The following is a 19633-nucleotide window of genomic DNA, read 5'->3' as shown; positions in this document are numbered from 1 at the left end:
GGGACGAAAGTCACGACGGCGCGGATGACCGCACCCCCGGGAATCTGGCATAAGGCGTCATGGCCAAGGCGCGCACAGACACTCTTGAAGCGGCACTGCAGCAGCTGTTCACGGGCGGAGAGACGACGCATGTCAGCTGGTTCGCCCTGACCGGCGGGGAACAGCTGTTCGGCGAGGGCGCCCCGGCCGACACCCTTTATCTGGTGCGCTCCGGCCGTCTGGGTGTCTTCTGCCACGATGGGGATGACCAGGCCCCCCGGTTCCTCGGCGTCGTCCGGCCGGGCGAACCGGTCGGCGAAATGTCCATGCTGGCCGGCACACCCCACACCGCCAGCGTCGTCGCCCTGCGCGATTCCGAAATCCTGGCCCTGCCGCGCGAGACCTTCTTCGAGGCCGCCCGCAGTCAGCCGGACCTGATGGTCGAGCTGTCGCGCCTGATGATCCGCCGCTCGCGTGACCAGAATTTGGGCGGCGGCGAGCCGAGTGTGTTCGGCTTCATCTCGGCCCGGTCCAAGCCGATCCGCGCCTTCGTCGAGCGCATCGCCGCCTCGATCCAGGCCCAGGGCTTCACCTGCAAGGTCATCGACCATTCGGCCCTCAGCTCGGTCGCCGAATGGTTCAGTCGCGTCGAGGACAGCCACGACTTTGTCCTCTATGTCGCTGAGGCGGATGAGCCCGCCTGGGCCCAGCTGTGCACCCGACAGGTCGACCGCCTGTTCATCGTCGGTAATCCCCTGACCACGCCGCCCGGCGCCAATCTGCCGCGCAATCCGGCGCTGGATGCCCAGCAGCGCACCGACCTGATACTGCTGCGCGACCCGCGCATGCCCCGCCCGGCCAACACCGGCGTCTGGCTGGACTCGGTCAGGCCGGGCCGCTGGTTCCACGCCACAGACGGCAATGCTGCCGACGCCGCCCGCATGGCGCGGATCGTCACCGGCACGGCGGTCGGACTGGTCCTGTCGGGGGGCGGCGCCCGGGCCTATGCCCACATCGGCGCCATCAAGGCCCTGCGCGAGGCGCGCGTGCCGCTCGACTTCCTCGGCGGGTCGTCCATGGGCGCCATCATCGCCGCCGGCCCGGCCCTCGGCTGGTCGCAGGACGAGCTGGAAGACGAGATCAAGCGCGCCTTTGTCGCCAGCGACCCCCTGTCGGACATCACCTTTCCGATGATCGCCATGACCCGCGCGGGCAAGGTCGCGCGCCTGCTGCGCAATGCCTATGGCGACACCGAGATCGCCGACATGCCCCTGCCCTTCTTTGCCGTCTCGACCAATCTGACGACCGGCCGGATCGAGGTGCACAAGCGCGGCCTGCTGCGCCGTGCCATGCGGGCTACCATCGCCATCCCCGGCGTCATGCCGCCCGTGGTCATGCACGATCAGGTGCTGGTCGACGGCGCGGTCCTGCGCAACTTCCCGGCCGAGACCATGCGCCAGATGAACGCCGGGCCGGTCGTCGGCGTGGACATGTCTCAGGCGCGCGGCGTCGATCCTGCGGCGCTTCAGAACCCGCCCTCATGGTGGCGCTGGATCCTGTCCGGCGACTGGAAGAACGGCCCGCCGATCGTGGCCCTGCTGATGCGGGCCGCCACCCTGACCAGCGACGCCGATGTGGAAACCTCGCGCAAGGCCACCGACCTGCTGATCCAGCCCGAGCCCGAGGGCATGGATATCCGCGACTGGAAGGCTTACGACATCCCCGTCCAGGCGGGGTATGAGGCGGCCCGCAAGGCACTGGACGAACTGGACGGCCCGGTCACCGACCTGCGCCGCAGCCGCATCCGCGAAGCCGAAGAGGCCGAAATCCTCACCGCGCCCGCGCCAGCAGAAACAGCCTCGGGAAAGGCAAAAGCGTCACGCCGTCAGGCCGCCTCGGGAACGCCCGGCTGAGCGCCTCGCCCAGCGCCTCCAGATAGCCGGCCTGCAGCTCTGGCGTCCCGGCCAACGCGGTCAGATACGGCCTCAGCGCCGTGCCGGACATCCAGTTGAGGACCGCATCCTCCCCCGTCAGGGCGTGCAGATAGGTGGTCGACCAGATGTCGATGTCGTCGCACCTCCCCGCCAGCCGGTCGTAATAGGCCCCGGCCGACAGCAGGGGCGCAATCGTCGGCACGTCCTGCAAGGCTCCCGCCCACGGCCCCTCGGTCGCCACCTGTCGCATCAGGGTGTGGTGGCGGGTCTCGAACGCCATCGGCATCTGCACCGCCAGCACCCCGCCCGGGGCCAGGTGTCCGGCCAGCCTGGGGAACAGGCCTTCGTGGTCATCTACCCATTGCAGCGCGGCATTGGCGAAGATCAGATCGACCGGCCGCTCCGGCGCCCAAGTGGCAATATCGCCCTGCTGCCAGCGCACCGTGTCGTCCCGCGCCCCGGCGCCCGCCAGCATATCGGCGCTCTGCTCCAGTCCATGCACTTCGGCTCGGGGATAGCGGCGCTTCAGCAGGCTGGCGTGATGGCCGTCGCCACAGCCCAGATCCCAGATGACGCCGGGGTCCAGATCGTCGGGCAGTCGCACCAGCAGGTCCAGCGCCGCGCGATCGCGCTCGGCCTCGAACCGGGCGTAGGTGTCGGGATCCCATTGTACGGGATCGGAAGCGGCGCTCGTCATCGCGACAGCCTGCCTATCGCCACGTCCCGGTCAAGCCGCACGGGCATCGCGATGGTACCGCCTCTCAGGCTTGAACTGAGGACCTCCGGTTCCACAAACCGGCGCTCTAACCAACTGAGCTAAGGCGGCACGCGTCGCGAGGAGCGTCCTCTAGCGGCCTCACGGTTCGGGATCAAGCCCGACCATGGGCCCCCGGATCAGTTCCCGTGATCAGTTATAGCCCCGGGACCGGATATACTGCTCCAGCGCGGCAATACGGCTGGCATCCGACGGGTGGGTCGAGGCGAACTCGGGCGTCTGGCTCTGGCGTTGGGATGCCATCAGCCGCCACAGGGCGATGGACTGCGAGGCGCGATAGCCGGCCCGGACCATATAGTCTACGCCCAGCTGGTCGGCTTCCAGCTCGTGCTGGCGCGAGAAGGGCAGCAGCACGCCCAGTTGCGCGCCCAGACCGCCCAAGGCACCCACCGCCTGGCCATAGTCGCCCGAGGCGCCCTGAATGGCCTGCAAGCCGATGCTGGTCACCGCCGTGCTGGAATAGCGCTCCGCCGCGTGCTGGGCGACCACGTGGCCGATCTCGTGACCGATCACGGCCGCCAGCTGGTCGTCGTTCTGCACCAGCGCCAGAAGGCCGGTGGTGACGCCGATCTTGCCCGACGGCAGGACGAAGGCGTTCGGGGACTCCTCCACGAACACGGCATAGTCCCAGCGGATATTGGTCAGACCCGCTGCCTGCACCAGACGGTCTCCTACCCGGCGGATGCGCGCGTTCGCGGCCGCGTCGCGCGACACCTGCTGGGTGCGCAGCGCGTCGGCCCAGGCCTGATCGGCCGCCTGGGTCAGGGCCGCATTGTCGACCAGCAGGAACTGATTGCGGCCCAGCGCCTCATTATAGGCGCAGCCCCCGACAAGGGCCGAGGCGGCCAGGAGGCCGACGAACGACTTCGCTACGGAAGCCTTGGTGAGGGTGAAGGGCATGCGGATGTCTCCCGGGTATTTCAATAGCTGTGACGCTTGAACACCCAGAGGGCAAATTTGATCCGGCGTCGGTCCGAACCCGGGCAAAGTAAAACGCCCCGGAGCGAACCCCGGGGCGTTTCAGTCTTGTCGCTTCAATCCAACCTATTGCAGGCGGAACGAGACCGTGAAGTTCACCCGGCCACCTACGGCCACACCATCGACCTGACCGGGGGTCAGACGGGCGCGGCGGGTAGCGCGGACGGCTTCCTGGCCAAAGCCGGCGCCGCTCGGGTCTTCCGAAAGGACCCGGCAATCGCTCACCGAACCGTTCGGATTGACCGCGCAGCTCAGCTCGACCCGACCGCTTTCAATCCCGCGGGACATGGCCCGGTCCGGATATTCCGGCGACGGACGGCTGGCCCAGGCAGGGTTGGTCACGACCGGCGGACGCGGCGGCGCAGGCGGAGCCGGTGGAGGCGGCGGACCCGGGATATTCACCGGCGGGCCGGTGTATTCCTGACGGTCTTCCTTGGCCACTGGCGGGATCGGCAGGCGCACGGGCGGGGCCATCGGGCTCGGTGCCGGTTCACGCGGCTGCAGCTTCGGCGGCGGCGGCTGATCCGTCGGAGGCGGAGGCGGCGGCGGCGGCGGAGGCGGCGGCGGCGGGATCGGATCGATCAGATCCACCTGCACGGAGTCATCCGTGTAGTCCGGAATCTTGAGCTCGAACCTGGATTTGTCGACGAAGTAGAGCAGCACCCCGAACAGCAGGGTCACCACGATCAGAACAACAATCCAGACCCCGATCGACACCCCCATGAAGCCCTTTTTCTTCGGGGCGTCATAGCGACTGCGATGGTACTCAACGGGTGTATCGGTCATTTCGCCCGTCCTTTACTCTGGTGCGTTGTCTTCGCCGACCAGGGCGACGCTGTAGAAGCCATTGTCCTGCAGGGCATTCATAACCTGCATGAAATCGCCATAACGCGTGGTCTGGTCAGCACGGATGAAGATACGCTCTTCCTCGGGGTTCCGCGTCCGGATCAGGTAGCGGAGATTGTCGCCAATCTCCCCCACCGTGGTCCGGTTGTCGCCGATAAAGACACCGCCATCATTCTGGATGGAGATGAACACCGGGGTGGGCGGGTTCTCCTGCGGTTCGGCTGCGGCGGTGGGCAGTTTCACCTCGATCGACACGGTGGCCAAAGGCGCGGCCACCATGAAGATGATGAGGAGAACCAGCATGATATCAACGAAAGGCGTAACGTTGATCTCGCTGTTCTGCTCGACGTGATACTTTCCGCCGCCGCCTCCTGAGAGTTTCGCGGCCATGAGGCTTACGCTCCCTTGTCGAGCTGACGCGAGATGGCGTTGAGCAGTTCAGCCGCAAAGCCGTCCGAACGGGTGCCGTAGGCCGAGATGCGGGTGTTGAAGTAGTTATAGAAGATAACCGCCGGGATAGCCGCGAACAGACCGATACCCGTGGCCAGCAGCGCCTCGGCGATACCGGGGGCGACGACGGCCAGGTTGGTGGTGTTCGACTCGGCGATACCGATGAAGGAGTTCATAACCCCGTACACCGTACCGAACAGACCCACGAACGGAGCGGTCGAGCCAGTCGAGGCCAGGAACTGCTGACCACCCGAGAGGCGGCCGGCCAGACCCGACTGAACGGCGGCAACGGCCGTCGAGGCGCGGGTAATGGCCGCATCGCGGTGCTCACCGGTGACCGAGAGGCCCGCCTGACGCGACAGTTCGACTTCTTCGGTGGCCGCGGCGGCCATATCGGCCAGCGGGTTACCGTCGAACTCGTCCGAGGTCGCGATCTTGCGCATGTCCGCGATCGAACGGGCGCCGCGGAAGCTTTCCAGGAAGCGGTTGGTCTTCGAGTTCAGACCACCGAACTCCATCATTTTGATGATCAGGATCACCCAGGTGAAGATCGAGGCGACCAGCAGGCCGACCATGACGACCTTAACGACGATGCCCGAGTCCATGAACATCTTGATCGGGGTCAGCGATTCACCGCCGTGTCCGCCAGCAGCCTCTTCCGTGGCAGCAGCCTCTTCAGCGGGGGCCGCAGCGGCGTCAGCCGCCGGAGCTTCCGTGGTGGCCTCGGCCGTGGCCGGGGCGGGAGCCGTTTCGTCCTGAGCCAGGACCGGCGAGCTCGCCATCAGGACGGCAGCGCCGACCATTGCGAGGAGGATGTTCGTCTTTTTGCTATCGCGCATAGTTCGCCAGTTCCTGCGTTGTGGTCTGACCATGAAACCCTAAAGGACCCGACCACAGCGGTCGTACCCCAGTTTAAATTCTGACTTCTCGACCTCGAACCCGGGGGTTCGCCATCGAAACGCCTTCGGATGCGACCGGTTGCCGAATGGAACCGGTGTCGGTGACAGATACCTTCGAACCTCGGTCCGAAACCGTCTGACGACCTACCCAAAGAAAGCAGTCACGCTCCCTTTGGCGAACGCATACCAGAGCGTCAAGTGCGTCGAGGTGCTTTTCCCCCGGCGCGAGAATGCTCCTTGTTAGGGCACAACCTTCCGCCAGAAAGCGACATTTTCATGATATCTGGAATTTCCTTCCCCGGCCGGTCGCAGGGAAGTGGTGCCTGGGGGCGGATTCGAACCACCGACACGCGGATTTTCAATCCGCTGCTCTACCAACTGAGCTACCCAGGCGCGCTCCGGCGGGCGGGAGCGGGGTCTATAGGCGAGCCGATGCAGGGTGTCCAGCGTCCTCGGACAAACTCTCGATCAGTCCTCGCGGTCGTCCTGCGACAGGTCATCCGCAGGCTCCCCCGGAAGCACATAGACTCCCCCCAGCCAGCGCTGCAAATCCACATCCGAACAGCGCTTCGAACAGAAGGGCTGATAGTTCGGGTCTCTGGGATTCTTCTTGCAGATCGGACAGTTAGCCATCGTCACCCTTCTCGTATCTCATAGGCCCCGGTCGGCATTGAGCCCTCCCCGACCAGGCGCGCCCGTGGCCCCAGTCCGGCGACCAGCCCCGCCATCTCACCCGCCTCAACGTCCGGCACGATCAGGCTGATCCACGGCACGGACCGGTTGGTCGCCAGCGCATGACGCAGGTCGCGCACGGCATCGATCTGTCGGGTGCGCCGCGCGTGCTCGTCCTTCACACCGAACAACGCTTCTTCGATCGGCGTCTGCCGCCAGGGCAGCGACAGCTGCAACAGGCCGAAACGGCTGAGTGGCCCGAATGTGACACCGGTGTCTCCAAATGCATCCTTCGCCGCTTTCATCACGGGTTCGGGGGGCTGGGTGGTGCCGATAAGGTCGATCACCACCAGACCGGCCCAGCGCTTCAGGGCAATGCGCCGCGCCGCGAGGCCCAGCCCCAGCCGATTCGCGGCCTCGCGCGCCTTGCCGCCATCCCGGCCGGGCACACCGGCAAAATCCAGATCCACCGCAACCAGGGCCCGCGTTCGCTCAACTGCGACATTCAGGCCCCCGGCCATAACGGTCGAGGCAAGCGCCGCCTCGCGGGCCTCCCGCACGGCCTCGATGGCCATCACGCCGGTCTCCGGCTCGACACCCGGTGCCGCCCGGGCCAGCCATTCGGCGACCGTGGGGCCGGGATTCAGCAGACGGGGCGTCCCCTCCCCGGCCCCCGCGAGTGTCAGGGCTGGGCCTTTCCCGCCCCGGGGCTCGGCCGACACCGTGACCCGCACAGACTGGCCGACGGTCAGCGTCCCCTTGTTCAGAAACCCGAGCGGCTCACCCGCCCCCAGATCGACAAAGGCCCCGCCGCCGCCCGGCAACAAGGCCGTGACCCGGCCCACGCTCTCGGCCCCCAGCCGATTCGCCTCGGCATCGCCCTCGCGCGCATGGAATATCTGCCGGGGCTCGCCGCCCTGGCACACCACGCCCCAGGTCTCGCCCGGGCCGTCGTCCAGAAATGTTTCGAGGCCGCTCACCCGCGCCGGTATCCGACGCCTTCCAGCAGGCTGACGGTCTCATAGAGGGGCAGGCCCATGACCGCCGGGTGGCTGCCGACGATCCGGCGCACGAACGCCCCCGCCGGTCCCTGGATGCCATAGGCCCCGGCCTTCCCCTGCCAGTCACCCGTGGCGACATAGGCGGCGATCTCGGTCTCGCTCAGCACCTTCAGGGACACCCGCGTCTCGACCACCCGCACGGAGATGCGGCCCGCATGGGCCACCGCCACCCCGGTATGGACCCGGTGATTACGGCCAGACAACAGCTGCAGGAAGCGAGCGGCCTCTTCGCCGTCCGCCGCCTTTTCCAGCAGGCGCCGTCCCAGCGACACCACCGTATCGGCGGCCAGCACCACGGCTTCGGGATGTCGTTCGGCCACCACCGCCGCCTTGGACCGCGCCAGGCGATCCGCCAACTGCGCCGGGGTTTCCGATTTCAGAGGGGTTTCGTCTATGTCGGCGGGCAGGGTCTGGTCGGGGACGATCCCGACCTGGGCCAGCAACTCAAGCCGACGCGGACTGGCCGAAGCCAGGATCAGCTCAAGACGGGCCATCCCGCCCGGCCTTACTTGAAGCGATAGGTGATGCGACCCTTGGTCAGGTCGTAGGGGGTCATTTCGACCAGCACCTTGTCGCCGGCCAGCACGCGGATGCGGTTCTTGCGCATCTTGCCTGCCGTGTGGGCGATGATCTCGTGGTCGTTCTCGAGCGTCACGCGGAACGTGGCGTTCGGCAGCAGTTCGCTGACCGTACCGGGAAACTCGAGCAGTTCTTCCTTAGCCATGCGGCCTCTCACACCCGGGGAAAACGCCTGACACACGCGCCGGGCGGAGCGCATATGCCGAAAAGAGCGGGGCTAATGCACCAGAATTGCCGAAAAGTCGAGTTCCCCGGGCCCTGCAGCCCGCGCTTCACCGCCGATAGAGGGCGCACACCAGCGTAAACAGCCGTCGCGAGGTCTCGTGATCCATGTCGATCTTGCCGTCCAGCCGGGCCTTCAGCGTCTCGGCCCCCTCGTTGTGCAGGCCCCGTCGGCCCATGTCGACCGACTCGATCTGACTGGGCGAGGACCCGCGCAGGGCCTCATAATAGCTGTCGCAGATCATCAGATAGTCGCGCAGCACGCCCTTCAGCGGCGTCAGCGACAGCACATGGGTCCGCGCATGATCCGGACCGGCCACATCGAACACCAGCTTGCTGTCCTGCAGCGACAGTTTCAGCGCATAGGGTCCGCCGGGCGCCCCGGCCGGGCTGAACACATTGCGCTCGACCAGGTCAAAGATCGCCACCCGGCGCTCGTGCTCGATTTCGGCCGTCGCCGCGGGCAGGGTCGCCGCATCCAGCTCGACCGAGGCCAGCCGTTCGGTGTCGGGCTGCCCCTCGGTCATGCCGGTTCCACCGCATCATCCACCTCGGGGTGGCTGGGCTTCTCGCGCGCCGGCCAGCGATCCGACAAATCCGCCAGCACCACATCCAGGCATTCGACGTCGATCCGCAGGTCGCCGCCCCCGGCAAACATCAGATAGACCTGACCCGACGGCGCTTCGGACGGCTCGAAATGCAGGGCCAGAAGCTCCAGCGCCTGTTCGGGCCCGCGCGGCAGCTGCCGACTCTTGACCGCTGTGACGTCGCCGAACTGCATGGCCGCCATCACCCGCGTGCCCCCGCACTCCCAGCAAAAGCGGCTGAGGGTCAGGGTCACCTGCCGGCTGGACCGTTCCCAGACGATGTCCACCGGACGCAGGATCGCATCCTGCAGCGCCGCCGAGACGAACTGCAGGTCCTCGACGTCCATGGCCAGCAGGCGCAGCGGCTCGGGTGGCGTGTCCGGTTGGGGCGGCGTCAGGGCGTTCGGCTCAGTGCTCATGACCCTCGTCCTTGATCCGGCGGATATCGGCCCCGCACCGGCCCAGCTTTTCTTCCAGCCGCTCGAACCCGCGATCCAGATGATAGACCCGGCCGATGGTGGTCTCGTCCTCGGCCACCAGACCGGCGATCACCAGACTGACCGAGGCGCGCAGGTCCGTAGCCATCACTGGCGCCCCGCGCAGCCGCTCGACACCCGTCACCACCGCCTCGCCGCCATGCACGGCGATCTCGGCGCCCAGCCGCATGAGCTCCGGAGCGTGCATGAAGCGGTTCTCGAAGATGTTCTCGTGGATGCGGCTCTCGCCCTCGGCCGTGGTCATCAGCGCCATGAACTGCGCCTGCAGATCGGTGGCAAAGCCGGGATAGACCTCGGTCGTGACATCGACGGCCCTCAGCCGCACGGCCGGGTCGCGCTGCACGCGCACACCGTCGTCCGTCTCGGTCACGTCCACGCCGCACGCGCGCATCTTGGCCGTCAGGGCGGTCATCAGCTCGGGCCGACTGCCGGTCAGGGTCACATCGCCGCCGGTCATGGCCGCCGCCACCGCATAGGTGCCCATCTCGATCCGGTCGGCGATCACCGGCCACTCTGCCCCGCCCAGCGAGGCCACGCCCGTGATCGTCAGCGTGTGGGTGTCGATGCCCTCGACCTTCGCCCCCATGGCCATCAGGCAGCGGGCCAGATCGCCGATCTCGGGCTCACGCGCGGCATTGTTCAGCACCGTCGTGCCCTCGGCCAGAACGGCGGCCAGCAGCGCATGCTCGGTCGCGCCCACGGAGACAAAGGGAAAGGTGATCTCGGCGCCCTTCAGCCCGCCGGGCGCCCGCGCCTCGACATAGCCCTCTTCCAGCTCGATCTCGGCCCCCAACGCCTTCAGCGCCATCAGGTGCAGGTCGACCGGCCGCGCGCCGATGGTGCAGCCGCCGGGCAGCGACACCCGCGCCTCGCCCGTCCGCGCCAGTAGCGGGCCCAGCACATTGAACGAGGCCCGCATCTGGCGGACCAGATCATAGGGGGCAAAGGTCGAGGTTATTTCCGGCGCATGGAACAGCGTCTGCTGCGCGCCGGCGTCGCCCGTCTCGGTGACCTCGACGCCCAGCTGCCGCAGCAACTGCCCCAGGAAGCGCGTATCGGCCAGTCGCGGCATATTGGTCAGGCGCAGCGGCTGGTCGGTCAGGATCGAGGCCGCCATCAGCTTCAACGCCGAATTCTTGGCCCCGCTGATGGGGATGCTGCCGTTCAGGGTGTTGCCGCTGCGGATGGCAATACTGTCCATGTCGATCCTGATGCCTGACCTCCGGCACCTGATCGCGCTGCGGGGGGACCGGTTATCTAGCGCGACCCGCCCCCCGGATGAAAGGGCCGGGCGAAGCGATCCTCAGCTTTCTTCGTCGGCCGCGGTCTCGGGCCCGGCCACAGGAGCGGCTGCTGGGGCCTGCACCCGGCCCGCCTGCTTGCGCCGTTTCAGATTAGCCCGCAGCGCCTGCGCCAGCCGGGCCTCGCGGTCGGGCTTTGCCGCCTGCGCGGGCCTGGTGGGCTTGACGTCGTCCGGTTCACTCATGCCGCCCATCGACCACTGAACGCGCTTTTCGGCAAGAGATTGCGTTTAGGGGCTTTCGCCCGCACCCCGCTTTGGCTATACGCCCGGTTCCTCAGATTTGGCCGCCGTAGCTCAGTGGTAGAGCGCATCCTTGGTAAGGCTGAGGTCGTGGGTTCGATTCCCCCCGGCGGCACCACTTCCCGATCGTGAACGACGCTACCGCTCCGACTCCGGGGCGGGACGCGTGCGTCGATAGTCGCGCCAGGCGCGGCTGCGATCCAGACTTCCGTCGTCTCGGGCATCGATCGGGGGGAGGCCGATCTCAGAGCGCCAGGGCGTGATCACCGGATCCATCCAGTCGGGGTCATAGCCGTAGCCATAGCCGCCATAGGCCGGATAGCCGTTCTTGACCTCGCTGTAGTGCAGTTGCAGGTGGCCACGCTCGCCCAGAGGCACCGAGACCGAGGCCCCGTACTGGCGATAGCCTTCTGTGCCGATGCCGACGCTGAATTCGCTGCGCACGCGTCGCTCGCTGTCCCAGGCGACCCCGTCGACCGGTCCGTCATACGCGGCGTCCGTGCCCGACGGCACGGCGGGGGCATCGGCCAGCCAACGGCTGATCTGCTGGTCGGTCGTCAGGCCGTGGGGTTCAGGGTCCTGCTCCACGATGGGGGTCGGAGCATTGGCTGCCGCCTCGGCCGCCGCTTCACCCTCCGCCGCCACAGTCTCGGCCGACACGCCGGGTGCAGTCGCGGTGCGGATGGTCTCGTCCGGATCCTGGGGATCGGGGGAGCCGAGGGCGAGAAGGGCGACGCTTGCCAACACTGTGATCATGACGCGATCTTCCCCTGTATCCGGGCGGGCGGCAACAGCGCCTGCCGTGATCGCCCACCCTCGGTGTCAAATGTGTTCACGGTCAGGCGGCGCCTTCACCCCGGCCCATCGGATCGGGCAAGGCCTCGCCCTCGGGCACAAAGGTCAGGGCTGCCGAGTTGATGCAGTAGCGCAGGCCCGTCGGCGGCGGGCCGTCCGGAAACACATGGCCCTGATGACCGTCACAGCGGGCGCAGCGCGTCTCGATCCGCACCATGCCGTACGAGGTATCGCGGATTTCGCGGATATGGGCCGGGTCATACGGGCGATCAAAACTGGGCCAGCCGGTGCCGCTCTCAAACTTGGTCTTCGTCTGGAACAACGGCAGGCCACACAGACGGCAGCAGAACACCCCGGCCCGCTTCTCGTCCAGCAGCCCTCCACAGAACGGCGCCTCGGTCCCGTGGGCCAGCAGAATCCGTTCGGCCTCGGGGTCCAGATCGGCGATCAGCCGCTCGCGCTGGTCATCATCGGGCGGGGTCAGGTCAAAGCCGGAGGCAGAGGTCATCTGGGTCATGTCCCGGATATAGGAAGGGCCGGTCAGGGTTCCCACCCCGACCGGCCCGATCCTCATCACAGTGCCTGGGCCTCAACCGCCGAAGAGGCTCGAAACCCAGGTGCGAACCGCGACTTCGTCAGCCGGGTTGCCGGTGTAGCGCAGGCCTTCGGCCGGCTCGTGCGGCTCGTTGTTGCCCCGCTCGCGGTCGGTCCAGGCCTTGTGGCCATAGGTCAGGTCCGCATAGTTCGACGGCAGGCGCAGGACGGTCGGTTCGATGAAGATCGAGTCTTCCGCCGTGGTCGATCCGGCCAGACGCACGTTCGGCAGATTGACCAGCAGGTCCAGCACGTCCAGGCAGCCGCCCGCACAGCCGGCATCCACGAGAACGATCACCGGCCCCTGAACGGGGTTGGGCGCGCCCGTGTCCGCAACCGGGGCACGGCCCGGCAGGACAAAGCTTTCCTGACCGGCGGCCATGGCGGCATCAAAGGCTTCCACGACGGCGCGGGTCTCTTCGATGATCGCCGGGTTTTCCTCGACGAACAGCGGATCGGCTTCCATCCGGGCCAGGGTGTCGGCGAACCAGTCGCGGTTATCCTGACTGACCCGATAGGTCACATTGCCGGCGACCGGCTGGCGGCTGACGGTGAACTCGGGCGTCCAGATGCGGTTGACCAGACCATAGGCCCGGCGGGTCGAGGTGAACTCCGACCCATTGGCCCCGCGCAGGTCCAGCACAAACCCTTGCGGGCCGCGCAGGGCATCCGCCTGGGCCACCAGACTGGCGTTGAAAGCGGTCCAGTCTGCGTCCTCGCTCAGCGAGTGGGCGTGCACCCAGGGGCGTCCGTTGACCTGTTCGATGGCCAGCGGCACGTCACCGGGCATGTAGACGGTGGCGCGATAGGCGGCTTCGAGCGCCTGCGGGCTGACCGGCTGGATCTGCAGCTCGAAGTCACGCGTGCGACGGCCCTCGCGGAACTTGCAGGTCTGGGGCAGGCCGCGGGTGAAGGGGTTGTTGCGGTTCCACAGCAGATAGGGCGCCGAACGCACGCGACCGGCTTCGGTCGTCAGGTCGGCTTCCCAGCGGTCCAGCTTCTCCATGGCGAACTGTTCGATCGGAACGCCATTGCACTCGGTCACAACCGAGCCGACCCGGGGCCCGCGGCGCACACCGTCGGCCACGTGGGTCACGACATATTCGCCATTCCGCCAGCCCGTGGTCACGCCACCCCAGCTGATGCCGAAGTAGGGCCCGAGCAGGTCGAAGGTCGGAGTGATACGGAGGTTCGAGTCCCGGAAGCCGCCCGCGAAGTAGCGCATCAGATAGGCGTGGCTGTCGCCGCTGTTGACCTGGCCGATCAGGGCCTGGGCCTCCGCAAGGCCGGTATCCAGATAGCTGCGGAAGGCCGCGGCCTCGGGGCCGTCGACGATCAGCGCCGGGTGATTCTCGCGAATCTCCTGCTGGGCGGTGACCAGATCCTGCGAGGCGAGCGCCCGGAAATCCTGGGCCGCGACCGAGGTGGTGACGGTAATGGCGAGGGCCGCGGCCGTGAAGGCGGCGTACGGTCTGAACGTCATACTAAAGGCTCCAGTGGTCGTGTCAGGGAGATACCCGGACCTTAAAGCCGATCAGGCAGGGGCTTGCCAACCCCGAACCCCGATCAAGCGAGCCCCCCGGTCCGCAAGCTGGTTTACTCGCACCGGATCACGGCCTAATCGGGGCCGTCGCCTCAAGGCGAGATCACAGTACGTTGATCTCCCGTATCCGGCGATGTCGATGGAACCGGGAATGTTCGCCAAGATTCTGATCGCCAACCGGGGCGAGATCGCCGTCCGTATCATCAAGACCTGCCGCCGCATGGGCATTCAGACGGTCCAGGTCTATTCCGAGGCCGACGCCGGCTCGCTGGCCGTCGAAATGGCGGATGAGGCCGTGCTGATCGGCCCTGCCGCCGCGTCTGAATCCTATCTGGTGGCCGACCGGATCGTCGACGCTGTGCGACAAACCGGCGCAGAAGCTGTGCATCCCGGGTTTGGCTTCCTCAGCGAGAACGCCGGCTTCGCCCGCCGCCTGCGCGACGAGGGCATCGCCTTCATCGGCCCGAACCCCGAAGCCATCGACGCCATGGGCGACAAGATCAGCTCCAAGAAGCTGGCCGCCGAAGCCGGCGTCTCGACCGTGCCCGGCCACATGGGCCTGATCGAAACGCCGGAAGAAGCCGTCCGTATCGCCAATGAGATCGGCTATCCGATCATGATCAAGGCCTCGGCCGGCGGCGGCGGCAAGGGTATCCGCGTCGCCCATTCCGATGCCGACATGGCCGACGGCTTCTCCTCGGTGAAGGCCGAGGCCAAATCCGCCTTCGGCGATGACCGGGTCTTCCTCGAGAAATTCATCGAGAACCCGCGCCACATCGAAATCCAGGTGATGGGCGACAAGCACGGCAACGTCGTCCACCTGTTCGAGCGTGAATGCTCGATCCAGCGCCGCAACCAGAAGGTCATCGAGGAGGCCCCCTCCCCGCTTCTGGACGACAAGACCCGCAAGGCCATGGGGGAACAGGCCATCGCCCTGGCAAAAGCCGTGAACTACGACTCCGCCGGCACGGTCGAATTCGTCGCCGGTCAGGACAAGAGCTTCTACTTCCTCGAGATGAACACCCGGCTGCAGGTCGAGCATCCGGTGACCGAGCTGATCACCGGCGTCGATCTGGTCGAACAGATGATCCGCTCCGCCTGGGGCGACCCGCTGAACATCACCCAGAAGGACCTCAAGATCCGCGGCTGGGCGATCGAGAGCCGCATCTATGCCGAGGATCCCTATCGCGGCTTCCTGCCGTCGATCGGCCGTCTGGTGCGCTACGACCAACCCCGCGAGGGCGAGCAGGACGGCTATCTGGTCCGCAACGACTCCGGCGTCCGCGAAGGCGACGAGATCAGCATGTTCTACGACCCCATGATCGCCAAACTGTGCACCTGGGGCGAAACGCGTGAGGCCGCCATCGACGGCATGGCCCGCGCGTTGGAAGACACCCACCTCGAGGGCGTCGGCCACAATGTGCCCTTCCTCGCCGCCGTCATGGATCAGGAGCGCTTTCGCTCCGGCGCCCTGACCACCCGCTATATCACCGACGAATTCCCGGACGGCTTCAACGGCACGCCCGTGGCCGGCTTTGGCCGCGACGTCATGCTGGCCGCAAGTCTCGCCATGAAGGCGGTTCAGGTTGAACAGTCCGGCGACCCCGACGGCCGCAGCGACTGGACCGTGCTGGTCGGCGCCGAAACCGTCTCGGCCAGCCTCGCGGTCGATGACGATGAGAACCTCGCTGTCACCCTGCCGGACGAGGAACGCACCCTGATCCTGTCCGAGATCGACTGGTCCCCGGGCCTGGCCCAGTTCCGCGCCTGTCTGGACGGCACCCGGTTCACGGCCGAGGTCTCCCGCGTCCCCGACGGCTTCACCATCCGCCACCGGGCCATGCGCGCCCGCGTGCGCGTCCTGTCGCCGCGCCATGCCGAGCTCTACGCCCGCCTGCCGGAAAAGGTGGCGCCCGATACCTCCAGACTGATCCAGTCCCCCATGCCCGGCCTGGTCGTCGCCGTGCCCGTCACCGTGGGTCAGGAGGTCAAGGAGGGCGAAACCGTCGCCATCATCGAGGCCATGAAGATGCAGAACATCCTCAAGGCCGAACGCGACGGCGTGGTCAAAGCCATCGGTGCCCAGGCCGGTGACCCCGTCGCCGCCGACGACGTGCTGGTCGAGTTCGAATAGGCGTTGAGACGACGAGCAAATCTGTCCGTCGGGCGCTCTCGGACCCAGTTCCGCACGTCAACCTCGCGTCGGCCGTGACAGCCCCGCCCGGGACTGCCAGCATGCCCGGCACAACGTTTCCGGGATGAATTGCATGAGCGCCCATACTTTCCGCGCCTTTCTGGCCGCCTGTCTGATGCTTGTGGCCGGGCTAGCCACGGCGGGCGGGCCGGCCTGGGGCCAGACGCCCGAACCGGTTCAGGATCCCCCGACGATCCGCATCGACAGCGACGCCGGCTCCGACGCCGCCATCGCCGCGCGCCTCAGCCGTATCTTCGCCCAGCTGGATACCCTGTCCGCCGTTCAGGTGCGGGTCGCCGAAGGGGTCGTCACCCTGGACGGCGTCGTGGCTGACCGTGGTGACCTGGACCGCGCCGAGGCGATCGCCGCGCGCGTCGAGGGCGTGGTGGCCGTTCGCAACAAGATCGAGGCCAGTGTTCAGTTGGGCGAGCGGGTATCTCCCTTTCTGCAGCAACTGATGGCCCTGTGGCAGGCCGCCCTCGACACCGGGCCTCTGCTTCTGCTCAGCCTGCTGATCGTGGCAGGCTGCGTAGCCTTGGGCTGGTGGGCGGCGTCGTTCAACCGGTTCTGGCGAGGCCTGACGCCCAATCCGTTCGTCGGCGATCTGCTGGCGCAGCTGGTGCGGGCCATTAGCCTGATCGTCGGCATCGTTCTGGCGCTCAACCTGCTTGGCGCCACCGCCTTGATGGGAACAGTACTGGGCGGGGCCGGGGTGCTGGGCATAGCCGTCGGCTTTGCCCTGCGCGACACGCTGGAAAACTACATCTCCAGCATCATGCTCAGCCTGCGCCAGCCGTTCCGCGCCAATGACCACGTCGTCATCGACGGTCAGGAGGGCAAGGTCGTGCGCCTGACCTCTCGGGCCACCGTGCTGATGACGCTGGACGGCAACCACCTGCGCATCCCCAATATGATGGTCTTCCGGGCGGTGATCCTGAACTACACCCGCAACCCGCAGCGGCGGATGGAGTTCGAGCTCGGTGTCGACGCCGAGGATGACCCAGAAGCCGCCATCAAGGTCGGGGTGGCGGCGCTGGCGGCCCTCGACTTCATTCTTGCAGATCCCGCCCCTTCCGGGGTCATCGTCACAGTTGGCGACAGCAATATCGTGCTGAAATTCACGGGCTGGATCGATCAGTCCAGTGCGGATTTTCTCAAGGCCCGAAGCGCCGCCATCCGTGTCGCCAAGATGGCCGTCGAGGCGGCAGGCTTCTCGCTGCCCGAACCCATCTACCGCCTGCGCATCGATCCGGTACAGGACCAGTTGCGCACTGCCGCACCTGCGCCACCCGGGGCCGCAGCGGCCCATTCCGCCCGACGCCGCGCAGGCCCGTCAGCGGATCGTCCCGTCGAGCCCGCCCCGTCCGTCCACCCCGACGACCATATCGACCGCACCATAGAGGCCGAACGTCGTGCCTCCGACGAAGAGAACCTGCTCTCCCCCAAACACCCCATCGAGTGACGGAAGGGGCGTTGCGAGCGGATGCCGAGCGTTCCGGGAGCTAGCTGCGTCGCCCTCCCCGCTCCCGATGCGGGCATCCCGGCCAGCAGCAGGGGCGGCGTTTGCCGGCGGCCAGATTTTCCAACGCCTGGGCGACGTGTTTGGCCCGCGTCTCATCGCGCTTGACCGAGATCGTCCAGCAGATCCACTCATTGCGGGCCAGCGGCGTGATGTCTTCCCAGGTCTTCAGCGCCTCTGCGTCGGACCTCAGGGCCGCGCCCAGATCATCCGGCAGGTCATGAACCACCCCGCCGCTGATCGGGGCCTCGGTCACGCCACGGCTCTCACGCCCACAGCTGCTTCCAGCGCCCCCAGCAGGGTCGTCGGAGTCACAGGCTTGGACACATGCTGGTCGGCCCCCGCGTCTTTCGCCTGCTCCAGATGCTGGGGCATGGCATTGGCGCTCAGCATCAGGATGGGCAGGCGGCGGGCCGGCTGTCCGGCCTCGGCCGTGCAGGCGGCCTCGGCGGCGCGGATGGCGCGGGTGGCGGCCAGCCCGTCCATGACCGGCATCTGCATATCCATCAGCACCACGTCAAAGGCGCCGCCGGCCACAGCCTCGACCGCTTCGGCGCCGTTCTCGACGATCGTCAGGACATAGGGCTGACCCGTCAGCATGGCCTCGACCACGCGCTGGTTGACCGGATGGTCTTCGGCCAGCAGCACCCGGACAGGGGCATCTGCGCCCGCGCGCGACGGGCGCAGCGGGGCCAGTTCGGCCCGCGCCTGATGCGCCACCTTGCCCGCGTCATAGGCGTCCAGCGACCGTGTGCGGCACAGCGGCAGGGTGACGGTGAAGGTGCTGCCCTGACCGGGCGTGGAGGTGGCGCTGATCTCGCCGCCCATCATCTCGGTCAGCGCCCGACAGATCGACAGGCCGAGGCCCGTCCCTCCGAACCGGCGGGTGATGGTGCTGTCCGCCTGGGTAAAGCGGTCGAACAGACCCTGGCCGGCCAAGGCGTCAAAGCCGACGCCCGTGTCTGCGACCGTCAGGGTCAGCTGGCTGACCTCCGGCTCGGGCGCATCGTCCTCAATATTCAGGCTCAGCGTGACCTCACCCTCGTGGGTGAATTTGACGGCGTTGGACAGCAGATTGGTCAGGATCTGACGGATACGCCCGGCGTCGGCCAGGAAGCGGCCCCGCGCCGTGGAGCCGACGGTGACGGTAAAGGTCAGGTCCCGCGCCTCGGCCTTGGCCCGGGCCGTGGCGATGGCGGGCTCCAGCTCGTCCATCAGGTCCATATCGACCGGCACGATCTCCAGCTGACCGGCCTCGACTTTCGACACGTCCAGAATATCAGAAACCAGCCGCTCCAGACTCTCACCGGACTGCGCGATCAGATCGACCAGTTCGCGCTGGCGCGGGGTCAGGTCATCCGCCTGTAGCGCCCCGATCAGGCCGATGACCCCGTTCAGCGGCGTGCGGATCTCGTGGCTCATATTGGCCAGAAAATCGGTCTTGGCCTGGCTGGCGGCCTCGGCGGCGACCTTGGCGGCTTCCAGTTCCCTGCGCGCCGCCTCACGGTCGGTGACGTCGCGTGCCACGGCATAAATCTTGTCGCCATACCGGCGGGCCTGCCATTCCAGTTGGCGATAGCTGCCGTCCTTGTGGCGATAGCGATTGACGAAGCCGCTGACGAAGCCGCCCGAGGCCAGATCCTCGACCTGTTCAACCGTCACCTGGGTACAGGGCCTGTCGTCGGGATGCAGCAGGGTCAGCAGCATCTGCCCTTCCAGCTCCTCGGGGCTCCATCCCAGCGTCGTTTCCCACGAGCGGCTGACCTTGACGACCCGGCCCTGCAGGTCACGGATGCACAACATGTCGAGCGACACGTCAAAAAATGTGCTGGCGTCGACCAGACTCTCTGCGGCGCGGGGGTCGATGCCCAACTCGTCGGTCAGCGATTCCTCGATGATCAGGTCGTCAACGGTCCGTGACACGGCAACGTTCGATGACATCGATCAGACCCCCTCAACTCAACTC

The 19633-nt window shown here is 67.1% G+C and carries 21 protein-coding genes and 3 tRNA genes; 4 read left to right on the top strand and 20 right to left on the bottom strand.

Features of this window, described 5'->3' with window-relative positions; genetic code table 11:
* Positions 1-59 precede the first annotated feature (59 nt).
* Complete coding sequence (locus tag B4K74_RS10165) at positions 60-1892, top strand: patatin-like phospholipase family protein (protein ID WP_286692828.1); 1833 nt, start codon at positions 60-62, stop codon at positions 1890-1892.
* Here B4K74_RS10165 and B4K74_RS10160 read toward each other — a convergent pair.
* From B4K74_RS10160 to B4K74_RS10090, 15 genes are all read right to left on the bottom strand, one after another.
* On the bottom strand, positions 1810-2610 hold the full coding sequence (locus tag B4K74_RS10160) for a methyltransferase domain-containing protein (protein WP_286692827.1): 801 nt from the start codon (positions 2608-2610) through the stop codon (positions 1810-1812). The genes B4K74_RS10165 and B4K74_RS10160 overlap by 83 nt on opposite strands.
* A gap of 52 nt (positions 2611-2662) precedes the next feature.
* Positions 2663-2739, bottom strand: a tRNA-His gene (locus B4K74_RS10155).
* Between the two features lie 81 nt (positions 2740-2820).
* Positions 2821-3588 carry a M48 family metallopeptidase gene (locus B4K74_RS10150; RefSeq protein WP_286692826.1) on the bottom strand — a complete coding sequence of 256 codons (768 nt, stop codon included), beginning with the start codon at positions 3586-3588 and terminating at the stop codon, positions 2821-2823.
* Between the two features lie 144 nt (positions 3589-3732).
* Positions 3733-4452 (bottom strand): energy transducer TonB, encoded by a 720-nt coding sequence (locus B4K74_RS10145; protein WP_123287046.1) that lies wholly within the window; start codon positions 4450-4452, stop codon positions 3733-3735.
* 12 nt (positions 4453-4464) lie between these two features.
* The gene (locus tag B4K74_RS10140) at positions 4465-4902 is read right to left on the bottom strand and encodes a biopolymer transporter ExbD (RefSeq protein WP_123287048.1); all 438 of its coding nucleotides are present in this window, start codon (positions 4900-4902) and stop codon (positions 4465-4467) included.
* A gap of 5 nt (positions 4903-4907) precedes the next feature.
* A complete protein-coding gene (locus tag B4K74_RS10135) occupies positions 4908-5801 on the bottom strand; it encodes a MotA/TolQ/ExbB proton channel family protein (protein WP_286692825.1) in 894 nt (297 codons plus the stop codon).
* Positions 5802-6178: 377 nt separating this feature from the next.
* A tRNA-Phe gene (locus B4K74_RS10130) sits at positions 6179-6254 on the bottom strand.
* 75 nt (positions 6255-6329) lie between these two features.
* Positions 6330-6494, bottom strand: a complete 165-nt coding sequence (locus B4K74_RS10125) for a DNA gyrase inhibitor YacG (RefSeq protein ID WP_286692824.1) — start codon at positions 6492-6494, stop codon at positions 6330-6332.
* A gap of 2 nt (positions 6495-6496) precedes the next feature.
* Positions 6497-7513, bottom strand: coding sequence for an RNA-binding protein (locus tag B4K74_RS10120; protein WP_286692823.1), 1017 nt, complete (start codon positions 7511-7513; stop codon positions 6497-6499).
* Complete coding sequence (locus B4K74_RS10115; RefSeq protein WP_286692822.1) at positions 7510-8088, bottom strand: Maf family protein; 579 nt, start codon at positions 8086-8088, stop codon at positions 7510-7512. Before B4K74_RS10115 ends, B4K74_RS10120 begins: the two co-directional genes overlap by 4 nt.
* 11 nt (positions 8089-8099) lie before the next feature.
* Positions 8100-8318 (bottom strand): translation initiation factor IF-1, encoded by a 219-nt coding sequence (gene infA / locus B4K74_RS10110; protein ID WP_008261544.1) that lies wholly within the window; start codon positions 8316-8318, stop codon positions 8100-8102.
* Positions 8319-8445: 127 nt separating this feature from the next.
* Entirely contained in the window at positions 8446-8922 is a 477-nt protein-coding gene (locus tag B4K74_RS10105) for a UPF0262 family protein (protein WP_286692821.1), read from the bottom strand.
* Positions 8919-9401 (bottom strand): DUF2948 family protein, encoded by a 483-nt coding sequence (locus B4K74_RS10100; RefSeq protein WP_286692820.1) that lies wholly within the window; start codon positions 9399-9401, stop codon positions 8919-8921. Before B4K74_RS10100 ends, B4K74_RS10105 begins: the two co-directional genes overlap by 4 nt.
* Complete coding sequence (gene murA / locus B4K74_RS10095) at positions 9391-10680, bottom strand: UDP-N-acetylglucosamine 1-carboxyvinyltransferase (protein ID WP_286692819.1); 1290 nt, start codon at positions 10678-10680, stop codon at positions 9391-9393. The genes B4K74_RS10100 and murA overlap by 11 nt, the downstream gene beginning before the upstream one ends.
* Before the next feature lie 102 nt (positions 10681-10782).
* Entirely contained in the window at positions 10783-10965 is a 183-nt protein-coding gene (locus B4K74_RS10090) for a hypothetical protein (protein ID WP_286692818.1), read from the bottom strand.
* 100 nt (positions 10966-11065) lie between these two features.
* Here B4K74_RS10090 and B4K74_RS10085 point away from each other — a divergent pair.
* Positions 11066-11140: transfer RNA gene (locus B4K74_RS10085), tRNA-Thr, on the top strand.
* Positions 11141-11160: 20 nt separating this feature from the next.
* Here the strand turns inward: B4K74_RS10085 and B4K74_RS10080 are convergent.
* The 3 genes from B4K74_RS10080 to B4K74_RS10070 all read right to left on the bottom strand — a co-directional run bounded on the left by B4K74_RS10080 (position 11161) and on the right by B4K74_RS10070 (position 13894).
* Positions 11161-11778: a hypothetical protein gene (locus tag B4K74_RS10080; protein ID WP_123287065.1), complete on the bottom strand. Its 618-nt coding sequence runs from the start codon at positions 11776-11778 to the stop codon at positions 11161-11163.
* Positions 11779-11860: 82 nt separating this feature from the next.
* Positions 11861-12334 carry a peptide-methionine (R)-S-oxide reductase MsrB gene (gene msrB / locus B4K74_RS10075; RefSeq protein ID WP_286692817.1) on the bottom strand — a complete coding sequence of 158 codons (474 nt, stop codon included), beginning with the start codon at positions 12332-12334 and terminating at the stop codon, positions 11861-11863.
* A 72-nt stretch (positions 12335-12406) separates the two neighbouring features.
* Positions 12407-13894 (bottom strand): hypothetical protein, encoded by a 1488-nt coding sequence (locus B4K74_RS10070; RefSeq protein WP_286692816.1) that lies wholly within the window; start codon positions 13892-13894, stop codon positions 12407-12409.
* Positions 13895-14105: 211 nt separating this feature from the next.
* Here B4K74_RS10070 and B4K74_RS10065 point away from each other — a divergent pair, with 211 nt between their 5' ends.
* Together B4K74_RS10065 and B4K74_RS10060 are read left to right on the top strand one after the other, a co-directional pair.
* Entirely contained in the window at positions 14106-16088 is a 1983-nt protein-coding gene (locus tag B4K74_RS10065; protein WP_286692815.1) for an acetyl-CoA carboxylase biotin carboxylase subunit, read from the top strand.
* A 133-nt stretch (positions 16089-16221) separates the two neighbouring features.
* Entirely contained in the window at positions 16222-17610 is a 1389-nt protein-coding gene (locus B4K74_RS10060) for a mechanosensitive ion channel family protein (protein WP_286692814.1), read from the top strand.
* 40 nt (positions 17611-17650) lie between these two features.
* On the opposite strand, the gene B4K74_RS10055 is transcribed toward B4K74_RS10060, so the two are convergent.
* Positions 17651-17923 carry a YdeI/OmpD-associated family protein gene (locus tag B4K74_RS10055; protein ID WP_286692813.1) on the bottom strand — a complete coding sequence of 91 codons (273 nt, stop codon included), beginning with the start codon at positions 17921-17923 and terminating at the stop codon, positions 17651-17653.
* Entirely contained in the window at positions 17920-19590 is a 1671-nt protein-coding gene (locus tag B4K74_RS10050; RefSeq protein WP_286692812.1) for an ATP-binding protein, read from the bottom strand. Before B4K74_RS10050 ends, B4K74_RS10055 begins: the two co-directional genes overlap by 4 nt.
* Between the last annotated feature and the right edge of the window lie 43 nt (positions 19591-19633).

Origin of the sequence: Brevundimonas sp. UBA2503, assembly GCF_002341485.1 — a bacterium.
GTDB lineage: Bacteria > Pseudomonadota > Alphaproteobacteria > Caulobacterales > Caulobacteraceae > Brevundimonas > Brevundimonas halotolerans.
The sequence above is the reverse complement of the archived record's forward strand: the minus strand, read 5'-3'. Positions and strand labels throughout refer to the sequence as shown.